The 13,237-nt window shown below is 39.1% G+C and carries 26 protein-coding genes and 1 tRNA gene; 2 read left to right on the top strand and 25 right to left on the bottom strand.

The genetic code is table 11. The features are described from left to right. Positions 1 to 210: 210 nt before the first annotated feature. From AAE250_RS20775 to AAE250_RS20710, 14 genes are all read right to left on the bottom strand, one after another. Positions 211 to 1,683, bottom strand: a complete 1,473-nt coding sequence (locus tag AAE250_RS20775) for a phage portal protein (protein WP_294600201.1) — start codon at positions 1,681 to 1,683, stop codon at positions 211 to 213. Between the two features lie 30 nt (positions 1,684 to 1,713). Then, positions 1,714 to 2,982, bottom strand: coding sequence for a PBSX family phage terminase large subunit (locus AAE250_RS20770; protein WP_294599939.1), 1,269 nt, complete (start codon positions 2,980 to 2,982; stop codon positions 1,714 to 1,716). Beyond that, positions 2,979 to 3,494, bottom strand: coding sequence for a hypothetical protein (locus AAE250_RS20765; protein WP_294599941.1), 516 nt, complete (start codon positions 3,492 to 3,494; stop codon positions 2,979 to 2,981). The genes AAE250_RS20770 and AAE250_RS20765 overlap by 4 nt, the downstream gene beginning before the upstream one ends. Positions 3,495 to 3,499: 5 nt before the next feature. Further along, complete coding sequence (locus tag AAE250_RS20760) at positions 3,500 to 3,682, bottom strand: hypothetical protein (RefSeq protein ID WP_294599944.1); 183 nt, start codon at positions 3,680 to 3,682, stop codon at positions 3,500 to 3,502. A gap of 1 nt (position 3,683) precedes the next feature. After that, on the bottom strand, positions 3,684 to 4,424 hold the full coding sequence (locus AAE250_RS20755; RefSeq protein ID WP_294599945.1) for a ParB/RepB/Spo0J family partition protein: 741 nt from the start codon (positions 4,422 to 4,424) through the stop codon (positions 3,684 to 3,686). Next, complete coding sequence (locus tag AAE250_RS20750; RefSeq protein WP_294599948.1) at positions 4,411 to 5,085, bottom strand: phosphoadenosine phosphosulfate reductase domain-containing protein; 675 nt, start codon at positions 5,083 to 5,085, stop codon at positions 4,411 to 4,413. Before AAE250_RS20750 ends, AAE250_RS20755 begins: the two co-directional genes overlap by 14 nt. Positions 5,086 to 5,260: 175 nt before the next feature. Next, on the bottom strand, positions 5,261 to 5,620 hold the full coding sequence (locus AAE250_RS20745) for an ASCH domain-containing protein (RefSeq protein ID WP_294599950.1): 360 nt from the start codon (positions 5,618 to 5,620) through the stop codon (positions 5,261 to 5,263). Between the two features lie 33 nt (positions 5,621 to 5,653). Further along, positions 5,654 to 5,726: transfer RNA gene (locus AAE250_RS20740), tRNA-Val, on the bottom strand. Between the two features lie 71 nt (positions 5,727 to 5,797). Then, the gene (locus tag AAE250_RS20735; protein WP_294599953.1) at positions 5,798 to 6,007 is read right to left on the bottom strand and encodes a DUF3873 family protein; all 210 of its coding nucleotides are present in this window, start codon (positions 6,005 to 6,007) and stop codon (positions 5,798 to 5,800) included. After that, the gene (locus tag AAE250_RS20730; protein WP_294599956.1) at positions 5,995 to 6,231 is read right to left on the bottom strand and encodes a hypothetical protein; all 237 of its coding nucleotides are present in this window, start codon (positions 6,229 to 6,231) and stop codon (positions 5,995 to 5,997) included. Before AAE250_RS20730 ends, AAE250_RS20735 begins: the two co-directional genes overlap by 13 nt. Before the next feature lie 8 nt (positions 6,232 to 6,239). Continuing rightward, complete coding sequence (locus AAE250_RS20725; protein ID WP_294599959.1) at positions 6,240 to 6,545, bottom strand: hypothetical protein; 306 nt, start codon at positions 6,543 to 6,545, stop codon at positions 6,240 to 6,242. A 6-nt stretch (positions 6,546 to 6,551) separates the two neighbouring features. Beyond that, positions 6,552 to 7,019, bottom strand: coding sequence for a hypothetical protein (locus tag AAE250_RS20720; protein WP_294599962.1), 468 nt, complete (start codon positions 7,017 to 7,019; stop codon positions 6,552 to 6,554). Between the two features lie 36 nt (positions 7,020 to 7,055). Continuing rightward, positions 7,056 to 7,295: a hypothetical protein gene (locus AAE250_RS20715; protein ID WP_294599964.1), complete on the bottom strand. Its 240-nt coding sequence runs from the start codon at positions 7,293 to 7,295 to the stop codon at positions 7,056 to 7,058. A gap of 37 nt (positions 7,296 to 7,332) precedes the next feature. Next, a complete protein-coding gene (locus AAE250_RS20710) occupies positions 7,333 to 7,479 on the bottom strand; it encodes a hypothetical protein (RefSeq protein ID WP_294599967.1) in 147 nt (48 codons plus the stop codon). 477 nt (positions 7,480 to 7,956) lie between these two features. On the opposite strand from AAE250_RS20710, the gene AAE250_RS20705 reads away from it, so the two are divergent. Both AAE250_RS20705 and AAE250_RS20700 read left to right on the top strand, forming a co-directional pair. After that, a complete protein-coding gene (locus AAE250_RS20705) occupies positions 7,957 to 8,211 on the top strand; it encodes a helix-turn-helix domain-containing protein (RefSeq protein ID WP_122125484.1) in 255 nt (84 codons plus the stop codon). 4 nt (positions 8,212 to 8,215) lie between these two features. Further along, a complete protein-coding gene (locus AAE250_RS20700) occupies positions 8,216 to 8,428 on the top strand; it encodes a hypothetical protein (protein ID WP_294599974.1) in 213 nt (70 codons plus the stop codon). Positions 8,429 to 8,438: 10 nt separating this feature from the next. On the opposite strand, the gene AAE250_RS20695 is transcribed toward AAE250_RS20700, so the two are convergent. The 11 genes from AAE250_RS20695 to AAE250_RS20645 form a co-directional block, all read right to left on the bottom strand. Beyond that, positions 8,439 to 8,873, bottom strand: a complete 435-nt coding sequence (locus AAE250_RS20695) for a hypothetical protein (RefSeq protein WP_294599977.1) — start codon at positions 8,871 to 8,873, stop codon at positions 8,439 to 8,441. Positions 8,874 to 8,985: 112 nt separating this feature from the next. Then, positions 8,986 to 9,162, bottom strand: a complete 177-nt coding sequence (locus AAE250_RS20690; RefSeq protein WP_294599980.1) for a hypothetical protein — start codon at positions 9,160 to 9,162, stop codon at positions 8,986 to 8,988. After that, positions 9,146 to 9,559: a hypothetical protein gene (locus tag AAE250_RS20685; RefSeq protein WP_294599982.1), complete on the bottom strand. Its 414-nt coding sequence runs from the start codon at positions 9,557 to 9,559 to the stop codon at positions 9,146 to 9,148. The genes AAE250_RS20690 and AAE250_RS20685 overlap by 17 nt, the downstream gene beginning before the upstream one ends. Further along, a complete protein-coding gene (locus AAE250_RS20680) occupies positions 9,556 to 9,753 on the bottom strand; it encodes a hypothetical protein (protein ID WP_294599984.1) in 198 nt (65 codons plus the stop codon). Before AAE250_RS20680 ends, AAE250_RS20685 begins: the two co-directional genes overlap by 4 nt. 3 nt (positions 9,754 to 9,756) lie before the next feature. Next, complete coding sequence (locus AAE250_RS20675; protein WP_294599987.1) at positions 9,757 to 10,287, bottom strand: hypothetical protein; 531 nt, start codon at positions 10,285 to 10,287, stop codon at positions 9,757 to 9,759. Further along, positions 10,284 to 10,655 (bottom strand): YopX family protein, encoded by a 372-nt coding sequence (locus AAE250_RS20670; protein ID WP_294599990.1) that lies wholly within the window; start codon positions 10,653 to 10,655, stop codon positions 10,284 to 10,286. Before AAE250_RS20670 ends, AAE250_RS20675 begins: the two co-directional genes overlap by 4 nt. A gap of 17 nt (positions 10,656 to 10,672) precedes the next feature. Then, positions 10,673 to 11,617: a phage integrase SAM-like domain-containing protein gene (locus tag AAE250_RS20665; protein WP_294600203.1), complete on the bottom strand. Its 945-nt coding sequence runs from the start codon at positions 11,615 to 11,617 to the stop codon at positions 10,673 to 10,675. Positions 11,618 to 11,690: 73 nt separating this feature from the next. Beyond that, a complete protein-coding gene (locus AAE250_RS20660; protein WP_294599994.1) occupies positions 11,691 to 11,939 on the bottom strand; it encodes a hypothetical protein in 249 nt (82 codons plus the stop codon). A 95-nt stretch (positions 11,940 to 12,034) separates the two neighbouring features. Then, complete coding sequence (locus AAE250_RS20655) at positions 12,035 to 12,349, bottom strand: hypothetical protein (protein ID WP_294599997.1); 315 nt, start codon at positions 12,347 to 12,349, stop codon at positions 12,035 to 12,037. Positions 12,350 to 12,359: 10 nt separating this feature from the next. Beyond that, positions 12,360 to 12,641, bottom strand: a complete 282-nt coding sequence (locus tag AAE250_RS20650; RefSeq protein WP_294600000.1) for a hypothetical protein — start codon at positions 12,639 to 12,641, stop codon at positions 12,360 to 12,362. Positions 12,642 to 12,902: 261 nt separating this feature from the next. Next, a complete protein-coding gene (locus AAE250_RS20645) occupies positions 12,903 to 13,136 on the bottom strand; it encodes a hypothetical protein (protein ID WP_294600003.1) in 234 nt (77 codons plus the stop codon). Between the last annotated feature and the right edge of the window lie 101 nt (positions 13,137 to 13,237).

Genomic DNA, 13,237 nt, shown 5'->3' with positions numbered 1-13,237 from the left:
TGAAGCAAAGGTAATATTCATTTTCTGAAAATCAAAACATTTTTCTAATATTTAGAATATTAAGCAAAAAAAAATAGCGGCAACCCTGTCGAATCACCGCTATCCCAAAGGAAGCCTAACAGCCTTTACCTTTTTTCTTTGAACCTTTCTTCTTTCCCATAATGTTCTATTTTTCTTATACTAAAATTATTAACCCCGCAATTTTTCTGACTACGAAGCTATTTTCTGTTCTTTATTTCTGGTTTGAGTATTCTTTGCAGCTTGCTCTTCCTTGATTTCAGCAAGTTCTTCTTCTACCCTATCAGCATTCCCCGCGAACATGATACCTTCACGTGTTGACCAAATGCCACCACCCACTGCGGAGACAGCCGTAGAAACCTTATCATCCAAATCATCAATCATATATGGAACAAGATCGGTTTCTATATCAATCGTCTGTGAAACTTTGTTGAACTCAGAAGGATTGATTGAGCCTAAAGCGGAAACAATGAAATTAACCCTACGTTGCAAGAACTCTCCGATAACCTCACCGTGGTTTTCGACAGCCATGTGGGCACCCATGAACATAAAACGAAAAGCTGTACCGGACGCTTTTCCCACACCTTTCAATGTCTCAAAGGAGATGCGCGGAGTATTTGACATATCATAAGCCATGTTGGTAAGCGTTTCAGCTTCAAATTTGATTGTATCCGGCACTTGGTTCCAAGTTAGATATGAAGCACCTGCTCCCTGCCCTGTAAGTTTAACCATCCTATCTTTAACCTTTCCCATAAAGCCTTCCACATCACCAATAAGTTGGAGTATCGGGAAGAAATGATAGTCGATACAATCGGCATAGTTTGAAAGAAGTTTCTCCAACCGCACGCGGAAGGTCTTAATCTTCTTACAGAATGTTTCGCGACGGTAAGCATAGATAACCGGCAGTTTAGGGAATCCATGAGCGAATGAAGATCTTTCCTCATACCCCTTAGACAAATCCCATTGGTAGACCATCTTATCGGTAATAGTCATAAAGCAGGTAATTTCCGAATCATCCATGAGCTTCTTCTTATACTCGCGGGAGAAAGCAATCATATCACCTTCATCATTGAAGAACGGGTAGAGTGTATCGCCTCTGAATGGAGACCATAACACGCTTTTCAACTTCTTGGCAGGTTTTACCTTGCCTCCGAAGGTAGTCTTTACTTTCTTCCAAAACTTATTCCAGAACGAATCATCATCGGCAACATACCAATATTCGGCAACCTCTTGCTCGGAGAGCCAGGAACGGACTATCTTCTTGTTTTGGTACTTGATTTTGTTAGACTTGAATACGGCTTTAACGGCATCCAGAAGTTTCTTTTCATCATCATCCGTTGGAGTGCAGTCTATTGAAGGCTCAGTGCCTACTGTGAAAGCTGTTTGAATGTTAACAATATCCTGTTCCAATGGAATGGAGATACGGTTTACCGGCTCAGTTTTGTACTGTGCTTCAACCTCGCAAGTCTTACCAGTCTTCTCATCGAAAACTTTTTCCGCATCCTTTTCAAGCACCTTTCTGTCCGGGTACTTCTCTTTGTCTACCATGATTTCATGGCGTTCAGGATTCCAATCGTCCCAAAGTTTGCAACGGTCAGGAAGTTCGGTCTTTCTTCCTTTCTTTAGGTAGCTTATCTTCTGCCCGATGTCGGGTAATGCTAATATTTCTTCTAAACTTTTGACTCTGCTATATTTTTAATGTGTGAATATTCCAGTTAAATCTTTCGGCTTCAAAATACGTCCGAGAATATGTCCCAAAATATAGTACCTAATGGGATCGATACAATGATTCCAAGCGTCTACCGGTTCATTGATGTAATGCCCGTCTTTGTCTTTATCCCAAACATATTTCCGAAGTTCCTCTATAATATGGTACGAACGTTCTGTAACATACAACTCCATTTCATGGATTTTATCTATACCTGCTTTAATCGATCCGGGGAACTTATCTACCGGGTAGATGTTCACACCTCGATTCTTAATTTCTTGTATCAAACGGGGATCGGCACTATCTCCATATACTTTTAGTCCCCACGGCTTTAGTTTCTCGGCAATGGCATTGGTTAGCATTCCAGTTTCATAGAATAGCTCATCTACATACAACCGATTATCTACAATACCGCAACGAATACCGGTTGATGGGTCATTAGTATAACCCCAGTCAGATGCAAGAGCCACTTTCTTTGCATAAGAAGGAAACTCTTTCACGATACCCCACTTCTTGAACACCGCACCTTCCGCAACATCAGCCCAACGCCCGATAACCACATGGGCGTACTTTTCGGGGCTATTCAACTTCATATCCTCTACCTCTTTCAGGAACTCAGGAGAAAGGTTCTCCAAGTTGTCGAAATAGGTAGTATGAATGTGGAGCACGTTCGGATGAGTGGAAATCTGTACCTGTACTCCGTCAATCTCTACAAGCTTATGAGTATTCTCGATGTATTTCTTGTAAATGAAGTGATTGGAGTCGCAAGGGTTCATTATGATGATAATCCGGTTCTGAATCCCTTTCTTACGGATAGAGAGCATTATCTTGTCGAACTCTTCTTCATTCGTCCACTCTTCCGCTTCATCGCAGACGAAAGTAGTAATACCCTGAATTGATTTCAGCTTTGCCGTCTGATTACCTGATGAAGTTTTGATACCCCGGAACATGATACGGCTTTTCGTCATTTTATTGACTATATCCGTCTTGGTGGTTCGGAAATACTTCTCTGTTCCGTCCAGTTCTATCTTTTCCATCATTTCCGGAATGATAGACATACCTGCGGAAACCATCGTATAACGGGTATAGAGAATCTGGTGGACTATCTTCTCGGCTTCCGTCATTTCAAAGGTAAGACGTTCGATGAAGGTGGAAGCATTGAAACTTTTTCCGCTACCTCTTCCTCCGGTGACAAGGATAATAAATTTCTCCTTATCTTCGTATAATGGATGGTAAATTTCTTGGGGTACTATCATTTCAGCTTATCTTTAATCCATGAATCAATACTGATACCGTGGTTTATGTCTGTGGGAATGTCGGCATCTTCATCCTGCTTACGCTCTATCTTCCTCCATTCTTCATCGTAATGGTAAAGCCAAACAGACTGTGCTTGCAAGCTGGGAGCCAGTTCACCTTCTACGGTTTGAACTTCTTCCTCACCCGTTAGGTTTCCTTCCTTATCCTTGATTTTCCGGATAGTGGTGCTTTTTGTCTTGACACCACCCAAAGCCATAGCAAGGAACTTGGCACGCACCAGTGAGTTAATTGCACAACGCGCGCGTGATAGTACTTCGCTAAATTCGGGGTATTCGTTCTTCTTCTCACAGAATGTTTGAGGACACAGTCCAATAGCATGAGCAATTTCCTTGTCCGTGAATCCCTTTTTGGCATACGACTCTACGAGAGAAAGAAAGTCCTCGCTTGTGTAATCAAACTTAGGCTTTCTTCCTCCTTTACCTTTTGTATTTTGAGATTCACTATTACTCATATCATTTATTCATCCCACGGATTTTCGCCTTCTTCCTCAACGTATATCCGCTTTAATTTTTCAGAAACCTCTTTTAATTCACGTTTCATTTGGCTTACATGAAACTCGGCTGGCATAGGAATTTCCAATGCACCTAATAAGTTATCTATCGTGTCGATAGTTTCTCCAAATTCTTCTGATGCTTTCATTTTAATCAATCCTTTCTACTTGTTCATCGAAAACTTCTCCTTTTATAAACTTCATATCTGCGTCATACCCGAACCTTTCACAGAAAGCAGCTTTCGCCTCGTAGGTATCAAAGGACAACATCACATAGGCATCCATATCCTCAGCTGTCTTCTGTGCGTTCTCTTTTACTTGTTGCTTGACTTCCTTCATGTGGGCTACCTTTTCGGCACGCTCTAATTGCTTGGCGGCTTTATCTGCTTCTTTCTGTTCGGTGACCGGAGCCATCATATTAGACAGAGCATCTGCAATAGAACTTTCCTCTTCGGTCTGCAACAGATAGTCAACGCCAATCATATTCAGGTCAGCATCGGTCAAACCTGCGTCTTTCCAATCAATATCGGGAACAATCTGGGCAAGTGCATCGAAATCCCATGTACCTTGCGCATTTGGATTATTCATAAGAATGTTCAACTCCTTTTCCTGCTGTTCGTCCACGTCAATTACATCAACACGGATGCGATAGTCATTATCGGGAAATTTCTGCAATTCATCCATGACGGATAAACGCTGGTGTCCACTGACTACGGTCAATCCAGTACGCTTGTTCACGACAATTCCACCGACTAACCCGAACTTCTTGATGCCACGCTTTAAAGTTTTACGTGATTCATCAGAAAGTTTTCTTGGATTATAATCGGCAAAGTGAATGGCAGAACGGTTAAGTTCTACCGATTCACTCTTTATGTATTTACTTAGTTCCATTGTCATACTCAAATAAAATTCTTTCACTCATGGGAAATACCTTATAAATCTTCTGTAAGTCCTGTGGATAGTTGGCACGAATCCATAGCATACAATCGAGATTGAAGCCAACACCTGAACTGGCTTTCAATGAATATCGTACCGGTTCGGGCAGCCGGTGCATTTTCATGTAGGCAAGAATATCCTTTTGCGTCCAATCGGCCAAAGGATAACACAGACCTTTATTTTCGTATCCGTTTACCTCATAACCTTTCAGCATCAACCTACGGTTCATACCGTCCGCTTTCTTCATACCGAGAAAGGTGTAATAGATACCATACTTCAGTTGCATGGATTTCACCACATCGGCAAGCTTCAATAGTTTTACTTTCGGATTAGGCACGCAATACATACCAGATCGAAGAATGTATGTCAAGTTCCAGTGAGGCACTTGTACAAATTCAATCTTTGGATATTTTGCCTTTACCCAACCTATCCATCTTTCGATGTGATCTAAGCCTTCAACGAAGCACATGAACACACAAACAATCCGGTCAAACTTCGGATAGATTAAATCAAGCAGAACCAGTGAATCTTTACCGAGACTACAAAACAAGATAGCCTCACTCGATTTTACTCGAATGAGGTCTATATTACTGTATGTCTTCTCAAGTAAGGTCATCCCCCACTCATGCCTAATCCTCTGCGGATATTACCATACTGCTGTCTACGGGTGATAAATCGACCACCGTTTGACGTTCTACCTGTACCGGGCACCGTTAGCCCTCTACGACCACCTCTGTAGTTAGAGGTTGCAAAACCTGTTCTTTGTCTGACTCAGCTTTTTTAATTAATAGTTAAACATTCTTCTCTATTATTTCACCAAGGTCATAAACGACCTGTGCAGCTAAATAACTTTCACCTTTATCTTTATATTCAATGAGATTACCATCTTCGTCCTCAAAGAGTTCAATCTTCGCACCTTCAACCTTAACCAAAGCCGAAGCACGGTCTTTGTTATAACCAACAAAGAAACGAATTGCATCATACTTGCGAGGCTGCAATACACCGTCAACTTCTTTGCAAAATCCTTCATTATCCAGTTCGCAATATTTTGCTTGACTATTCGGACGTATCTCTCTGAACTCTTGTTTTTTCGTGCCTTTGATAATCTCATCAAAGAATTTTTGCTTAATGATAAGCGTCAAAATTTCCATAATCGTGTGTATTTTAAAAGTTAATAATCATTGTTGCGGGTAACGGATTCGAACCGCTGACCTTCACCAAGTCAAAGTGACGAGCTGACCACTGCTCTAACCCGCGATAGTACCCCAAAGGTACTACCGCAACCAAAGATAACGAAATATCTTCAATCTTCATTCTTCACAATGGTGTTATTGTGAAAGACTTTTCAGCCAAGCGTCTCTTTTCTCTCTGCACGCCTCTAAAGTAGGCGCACAGCAAGCGAACAGATCACCACTTTCAATACGATAGTCGTACTGGTACATTCTCACTCTCTTACCTCTTAACTTGGTAGTGTAGGTACAATAGTTCTCTTTACCGGGTTGGCATACGCTGCAACCGTTTACGTTTATTGAGTCCATAAGCCTTGTTCTTTTAATTGTTTTTCAATATGTTTTATTGTAGATAATAATTGCTTTGCTTCTTTTGATTTGGGTACATACCAATAATTAGGTGGATATTCACCGGGATTCGTAATACCCCAAGTAGCTTTTTGATAATATTGTTTTACCAATGCAGGCAAAATGAATTGAGCATCAAAAGCCGTCATTTCAAGAATAATTTTTGTGTTATTGGGTACTTTCATAATCACTACTATTTAGGTTCTACAATAGGCATATAATGAGTAACACAAATTACATTACCGCAATCATCACGCCATTCGCCACTATTTTTGTCGTATAGCCCACGCTGAATATATTTGAAATACTCAGAGCACCAGCATCCGGTTATCATGAGATCATCGGATTCTGGCAAGCTGTCCTTTACGCTTATCCACGGATTCTTAGGATGAGCGTCTGCCCATTCAGCACCGGCGAAAAAACCAAGTCTTTTGCCATATTCTATATAACTACTATAGCTATATGGGTTCGCTGCATATATTTCTTCTTTTCTATCCATAATCATTTATTTACAGTTTATAATTTCATTTATCTGCTGAATCTTGGACTCGCAAATAGATATTTTTCTATTATAGAATACTATTGACTGTTCTTCTGCAAATATCAATTCTTCTAAATCTTTCTTGTAATAGTCCAAAACGAAGGTTCTACCATTATCATTAAGGATGTCCCATATACCAAATAGGTTAACAAAATTATTATAAGGATTTTGAAGATTCTTGCCATATTTTATACAATCAAGCCACTCTACTTCTTTATACCACCCACCTTGCATAATTAGCGATCCCGTGTCGTTTTTACGGTATGACCACCCCATGTCGCTACCAAGACCATCTGTTTTATTTAACTTCACGGTAATAAAAGATAGAAATTGATCCATCCGAATCACGCCACCTGTTTTATTTATGCCATAATTATCAGGTAGTTTTTTAATTATATCACTATTTAGTAGTTGAGTTGAAATTGCTTTCATAATCGTGTATATTGTGGTAGCCCGAAGGCTACCGGATTAAAATTCAACCAATATCATTCTTTCAGAATAGCCGTGTTCTTTCACCCACATACAATTCATCTCGAATCCATAATCAAAATAAAGCCTTAAATAGGGGACTCTTACGCACAAACAATTCATGTTCACTTTCAACTCATCTTCATAAGAAGAAGATGTTATCTCATTGATAATTTGAACAAATACAAACATGCTCATTTCTTCGCAATTCATTAACGGATTTTCTACTATCGCTTTCATGATTCAAAGGGGTTATGGTAGTCTTTTGGCTACCGGATTAAAAGTAGATTTTTACTTTGCAATACAAATTAGTGATTGACTGCTTTGCATATACCTCACCATTGGCAAATTCTATTCTATTGCCATTATCGTTGATAATAGGATTCTCAACTGTCGCCAATTTATAAACTTCTTCTTTTGTCATAATCTTCTATATCATGCAGGGCTTTCGCCCTGCCGGTTAAACTTCTTTTTACAAGTAAATTATCATTTAGCTCTCAATACAAACCTCACCTTCTTCACAGGGATAGTACCCAGGCAATAAGTATCACCGAATAAAGATCGTCCCATAAATCGATCTATACTTATATTGTTACGACATACAGTCTTCAACAACCCATCAGCATCCAAAATGGTATCACCTACTTGTATTGTGCTTATATGCACGTTTTCAACTTCGTATTGATATTGCCCGTTTCGCTCTTTCATAATCGTATATCTTTTAATTGTTATTACTTCGTTTCTGATGATGCAAAGATAAAGAGAACTTTATTAAAAGCAGCATTTTTGATATAGTTTTCTTTATCAGTTAAGAATATTTAATAAATAAAACTTTATCAATATTAGGTTATATGATAAAGTTCACATTACTTTGCGGAGTAATCAAAATAAAGTATAGTTTATGGACTTACGAATAAAAGAATTTATGAGTGAACGCAATGTTACTTCTGCGTGGCTCGCTGAACAAGTTGGTATCTCAAAGGTGGCTGTCAGCAACATTGTAACCGGAAAGTCTTCACCTTCTTTGGATAATCTTCTAAAGATTGCCAGCGTTCTCAATGTGCCTATCACTGAATTGATAGGAGAAGAAAAAGAGGAGCATACTATCACTTGCCCTCACTGTGGAAAGAAGATCAAAATAGAGAAAGGAGAATAAATATATGGCACAACATTTTATTCCAATAATAGGAGAAACCTATTACTATCTGACTCTTACAGAGAAAAATGCGATAATTAGTATTCATCCAATGCCAATTGTATATGATGGGAACGAAAACACGCTTTCCGATTATAATCTTTTTCGAAATATAGATAATGCTTTAAAAGCAGCTAGCGAAATAAAATCAGTATTAATAAATAAGCCGGAGCGCTAAACTCCGGCTTTCACTTGATTAGCCCTTTGATTTTTAACCGATTAATAATTTCGGTGTAAAGATAGTCTATATCCTGCCTATGGGATTTATACTGCTGATAGAAAAACGTCACATCTTCGCAATTGTGAGAAATTAAAGAACCGGTACATCCGGTAACTTCCGCTATCTTATCCCTCAACCCTACTTTCATCTTACCGCCTGCCAGCGTACTGGGAGAATACAGGAAAAGGATTATGAAGATGAACTTCTTTCTCTGTGTTGGACTATCCACACATGGAGGCAACAATAACCCGGAGAGCATTTCTTTGAACCAAGAGTATATCTCCTCAATAAGCGAATAGTCATGTAATAGAGGCTCTGATAGTTCTTGTTCTCTCTCTGAAAGTCTCGACTTCTGTTCTCTGATAGATTTAAGCTCTACAACTGCTGAAAATTCTTTTTGCATAGCACGATTATTTTAAAAGTAAATAGTATATTTGCATCATAATCGTGTGAGGAGAAGAGATTCTCCATCATATGAAGGGGAATTGGGTGGTCGTGCGCTTGGTTCCCTTTCTTTATTCCCCTGGAACATCAGTAGCCTTGCTCTTTTCATCAATCCCCCTACCCCACATCATAGCAGCATAGAGAGCACCAACATATAAAAAGAGTTCCTCACTATTTGCAAGGAACTCCACTTTCAAAGCCATTCTCATTGCGTCATAATGTACGTTGTTATCAATTATCTTTTCCATTCTTCTTTTTATTAATTCCATATTTCTGCAAGTGATACGCAATAGTTCTGCTACATACTCCTATAGCATCAGCAGTTTCTTGGAGTGTCTTTCCTTGAGTGATATAGAGGTTATACAGGTTATTCTTAGATAATCCCTTCATCGGCCTTTTTAGGCAAGATTCATCCTGAATACTCATCCGTTTCTTATATTGCTCCACATATTCAGAAGTGAGTTTGTCTTTCGTCACATAGATAGTAGTCCGGTGGTCTATACGCAACGGGAATAACTTCTTCTCAGTCTTTCTGTGCTCCTCCACAAGACGTTCAGCGTCTCCATTGACAGAAGTATCGACTTTCTTACGATCATCAGGAAGGGCTTGTTTATTACGCTTTAGTTTCTTATCTACTGCTCTCATTCTCTAACATTTATTTGTTTCAGATCCTTTGCTTTCGCTTCCCAAACATCCCCCTCATTGCCTTCAAAGTCGAGATAGATGTCTCCGTCTTTGAATATGGCTACGACATCCATTGGGATCGTTTCTCTTATTCCCTGTGGGGAAGGCAGCAATTCTACTACCTTCATTCCTATATGCAAATCTTCTACTTTCATGACTTAGTATTTCTTTCCATGTAACTTAGGGCGTAATTCATTGTACGCCATCTTTTTCTCGATATGCCAAAGCAAGTCTATTCCAAGTATATCTGCAAAGGAGAACACTTGTGTAATCGCATAATTAACCTGCTCTTCCAATGAGTATTTATAGTTCATTATGTCTTTTACAATAGCATAGATGTTTTCCGTAAAGGTCTTTTTCTTTGAAACCACATTAACAAAGGCAAACCTGTTAAGATTGAGATTTCTCAGACCGGCCAAATCAAATAGGCGTATACAAGTATCAGCAAGCTCATCCTCTACTGTATCTTTAATGAAATTGCAGAATACGTAATCAAATTCTTTTCCTAAGGAAAGTAGCCTCTTGCACTTATCTGTTTCACAATAATGATTCTTTCTATCTGCTTCCACGGATTCTGATAGTTCAGTAATCACTAACATGATACAGTGTTCGTTACTTAATTCTTCATCATGGAATCCATGATCGCAAGCGCACTTATAAGCGCAGTCGCGTAAGTGGTTCAAATTCATAGTTCGCCTCCTTTCAACAATTCAATATTATCGTGTATGTTTCCAATAACAAGGCAATCATAATTGCTAAATGCTTCTCCAAAGAAATGGAGATATGCCCAACCTTTTTTATCAAGTGCAAATCCGGCATAATGTGCGCTATATACGACCTTACAAATATCTCCGTTGCATTCGATAATATCACCTTCATAGATTTCCTTACCAGCCTTATCAAGTAGTCCGGTAAATTGTTCCACTGTTGTAGGAGCAACTTCAGAGAAATCAACTGTACCATAACTTATATAGGCATTTTCTCCTTCTAATGCGAGAGAGCCATCTATCCAACTGTTATTTATAAGGCTCTTTCCTCTAAATTTTATTATTCTCATTGTTTTTAAATTATTGATTATTTCCTCCAAAAACTATCACCAGATATGGCACGTGCCGTATCTTCCGATGTCAAACGTATGTAGCGGAAGAAATTCTGTTCGGACCGGTGCCCGGTGAGTTTCATAATCTCAAAGGTCTTCATGCGACCGGTCAGATACATATTGGTTGCAGCGCTTCTTCTCGCTGTATGACTACTAATTAATTCCCACTTCTCACGAGTGACAGTGATTAGCTTCCCACCCTGGGTATATGAATAGGTGATCTTATCCGTCAGACCGATTTCGCGCATTATTACCTTCAGGTACTTGTTGAAGTACTGAATGCACAAGCCACTTGGAATCAGTCCATGATATTTCTCGAATATCTCCAATACGTAGTCATGGGCCGGCACCTTGACATCAACGTTAGTCTTCTTTGTCCGCTTCACAATATAGCCTTGCTGTAAGTTATCTGCTGTAAGGGTAGAATAATCAGAATAGCGTAAGGCGGTAAGGCAACCGATAACAAATAAGTCCCGGATGCGTTCCTTAGCTTTCCGCTTATCCTGCTTCAAAAACTTGTAATAGTAGATACGCGTAATCTCATTCATCGAAAGAAACACCGCATTTGTCGGCTCCTCCCGTAAATCAATCTCATCGTAGGTCGTATCTACTGCATAGTTATACTGGCTGGCCCGTCGAACAAGTGATTGAATCTTTTGGATATACCCAACAATTGTGTTATGCCTTAGTCCCTGGTCTTCCAGGTAGATGATGAAATCATCCAAGAACTCCGCAGTAATAGAGTTCGTGAATATGTCGCAATCAAACTCTTCAGAGAAGTTATCAATATGCTTGATAATAGCATCGTAGACGGCAGCATAGTCCTTTGACTTGCGTCGAGATCGTTTTTCCAAAACTTCCCGAATGAAGCCAGTGAAGTATATACCTTCTAAAGGCTTCTCCTGGCGGAAGTGGTTAATGTAGTCCTTCCTCGCCTGGCGGGGCTGGACCGGGGTAGATACTTGGAATGTTTTGGTATTTCATTTTAAAGGGTTAATTACTTTTCAATTTTTCAAGAAATGCATTATCACCAGTATAATCAACATCAATAGCTTTCTTGCTTTCAATAATTTGCTCTACAAGAGATATCGCATCATCTTTCAGCTCCTTCATCCGGTCATATCCACAAGCGTTATCAATTGCTGCTTCTATTGGCGATTGGGGATAAGATAGCTTTTTATTTAGTTCTTCAAGCCTCCAATAACAGAAATCAATGATGGAAATATGCTCTAATTTTTTCATTTATCTACTTGTTAAGAGCCTCATGATGGGTGAACATCTATTTAATTGCCGGATTCCTACCGGTCCATCCGTTATTGGCTCGTTTCTATATCGTTTTACGCTAATTCATTAATAAAATCTTTCAACTCGTCACAGTCACACTTACCAGCATCTTTTTTAATCTGGCAACAGCCGGACGAACCAAAGCGACAAGCGTTTTTATACGCTTCAATAGCTTTTTGCTTCATGAAGTCCATTCCCTGTTGATATTTCATGTGCCCATTGAATACTGACTGTTCAATCAGATTGTTGGCGCCTTCTTCACGTGCCATATCTACGGCTTTAAGAGCATTTTCTTTTGAGATAACTGGATAATCAGGATTGACTACCACAAAGCTCTCATTCTCGATATATTCTTCTGATTTATTCATCTTTATTCAATTATGAATTAAGTTTTTCAATAAATCCTTTAACATAAGGGCAATCCCTACCCATACATACATCCGGTTCAGAAAGGATTGCTCCACGAGCTTCCGCACAACCGCAACACCAATCTGATTTGTACTCGCAATTTTCGATATAAGATTCAATAGCTTTTTCCTTCATCGCCAACCGTGCCATTGCAATAGCAATTCTTGCATGGCTTGGGGCTATTAAATCTTCCTGAACAGCTTCAAACCACTCTGTTCGCTCTTCCAAATATTCTTCTGCTGTTGTATTCATCTTTTTTCTGAATTACTTTTTATCAGTACACTCATTCCATCTCCGAGCTATCTCTTCGCCGAGCTTCTGTGCATCCTCGAAATTATTGGATGAACAAAAATCGAGTGACGCAATACATACGTTCATTGATTTTTCGTCCTTATCGGTCAAGCATAAATCTACTTGGTGATAATGTGGCTTTGATGGAATAGATATCATCTTGATATCCTTGGTGTCAAAGTCCATTTTGATGTATTTACTTTTTAATTTTATTCTCATGGCTCATTTTTGTTTCAGTTTAATCAATTCGTAATCATCTGGGTGAAAATCGAAACAAACTCCTAATTCTACTTGAATACCTACACGATATTCCCCCTTATGTACATCTTTCCGTTCTTGAAAGATAAGAGTACCGCCATCATGGTATTGCTGATGACATTGTACATTATCTTTGATTCTAACCTTGGTACCCTTGGGATACTTATAGATCTCACCTTGCTTCAATATCTTACTCATAATTCTTGTTTTTATAAATAAGTTCTTAAACAATAGTCCGCTATCCAATAACAGATAAAATAAAAAGCAACGTATGCTGCCAATACGGACAGGATAGTCGC

It is taken from the genome of Bacteroides sp. GD17 (assembly GCF_038448625.1).
In the GTDB taxonomy this organism is placed as follows: Bacteria; Bacteroidota; Bacteroidia; order Bacteroidales; family Bacteroidaceae; genus Bacteroides.
The sequence above is the reverse complement of the archived record's forward strand: the minus strand, read 5'-3'. Positions and strand labels throughout refer to the sequence as shown.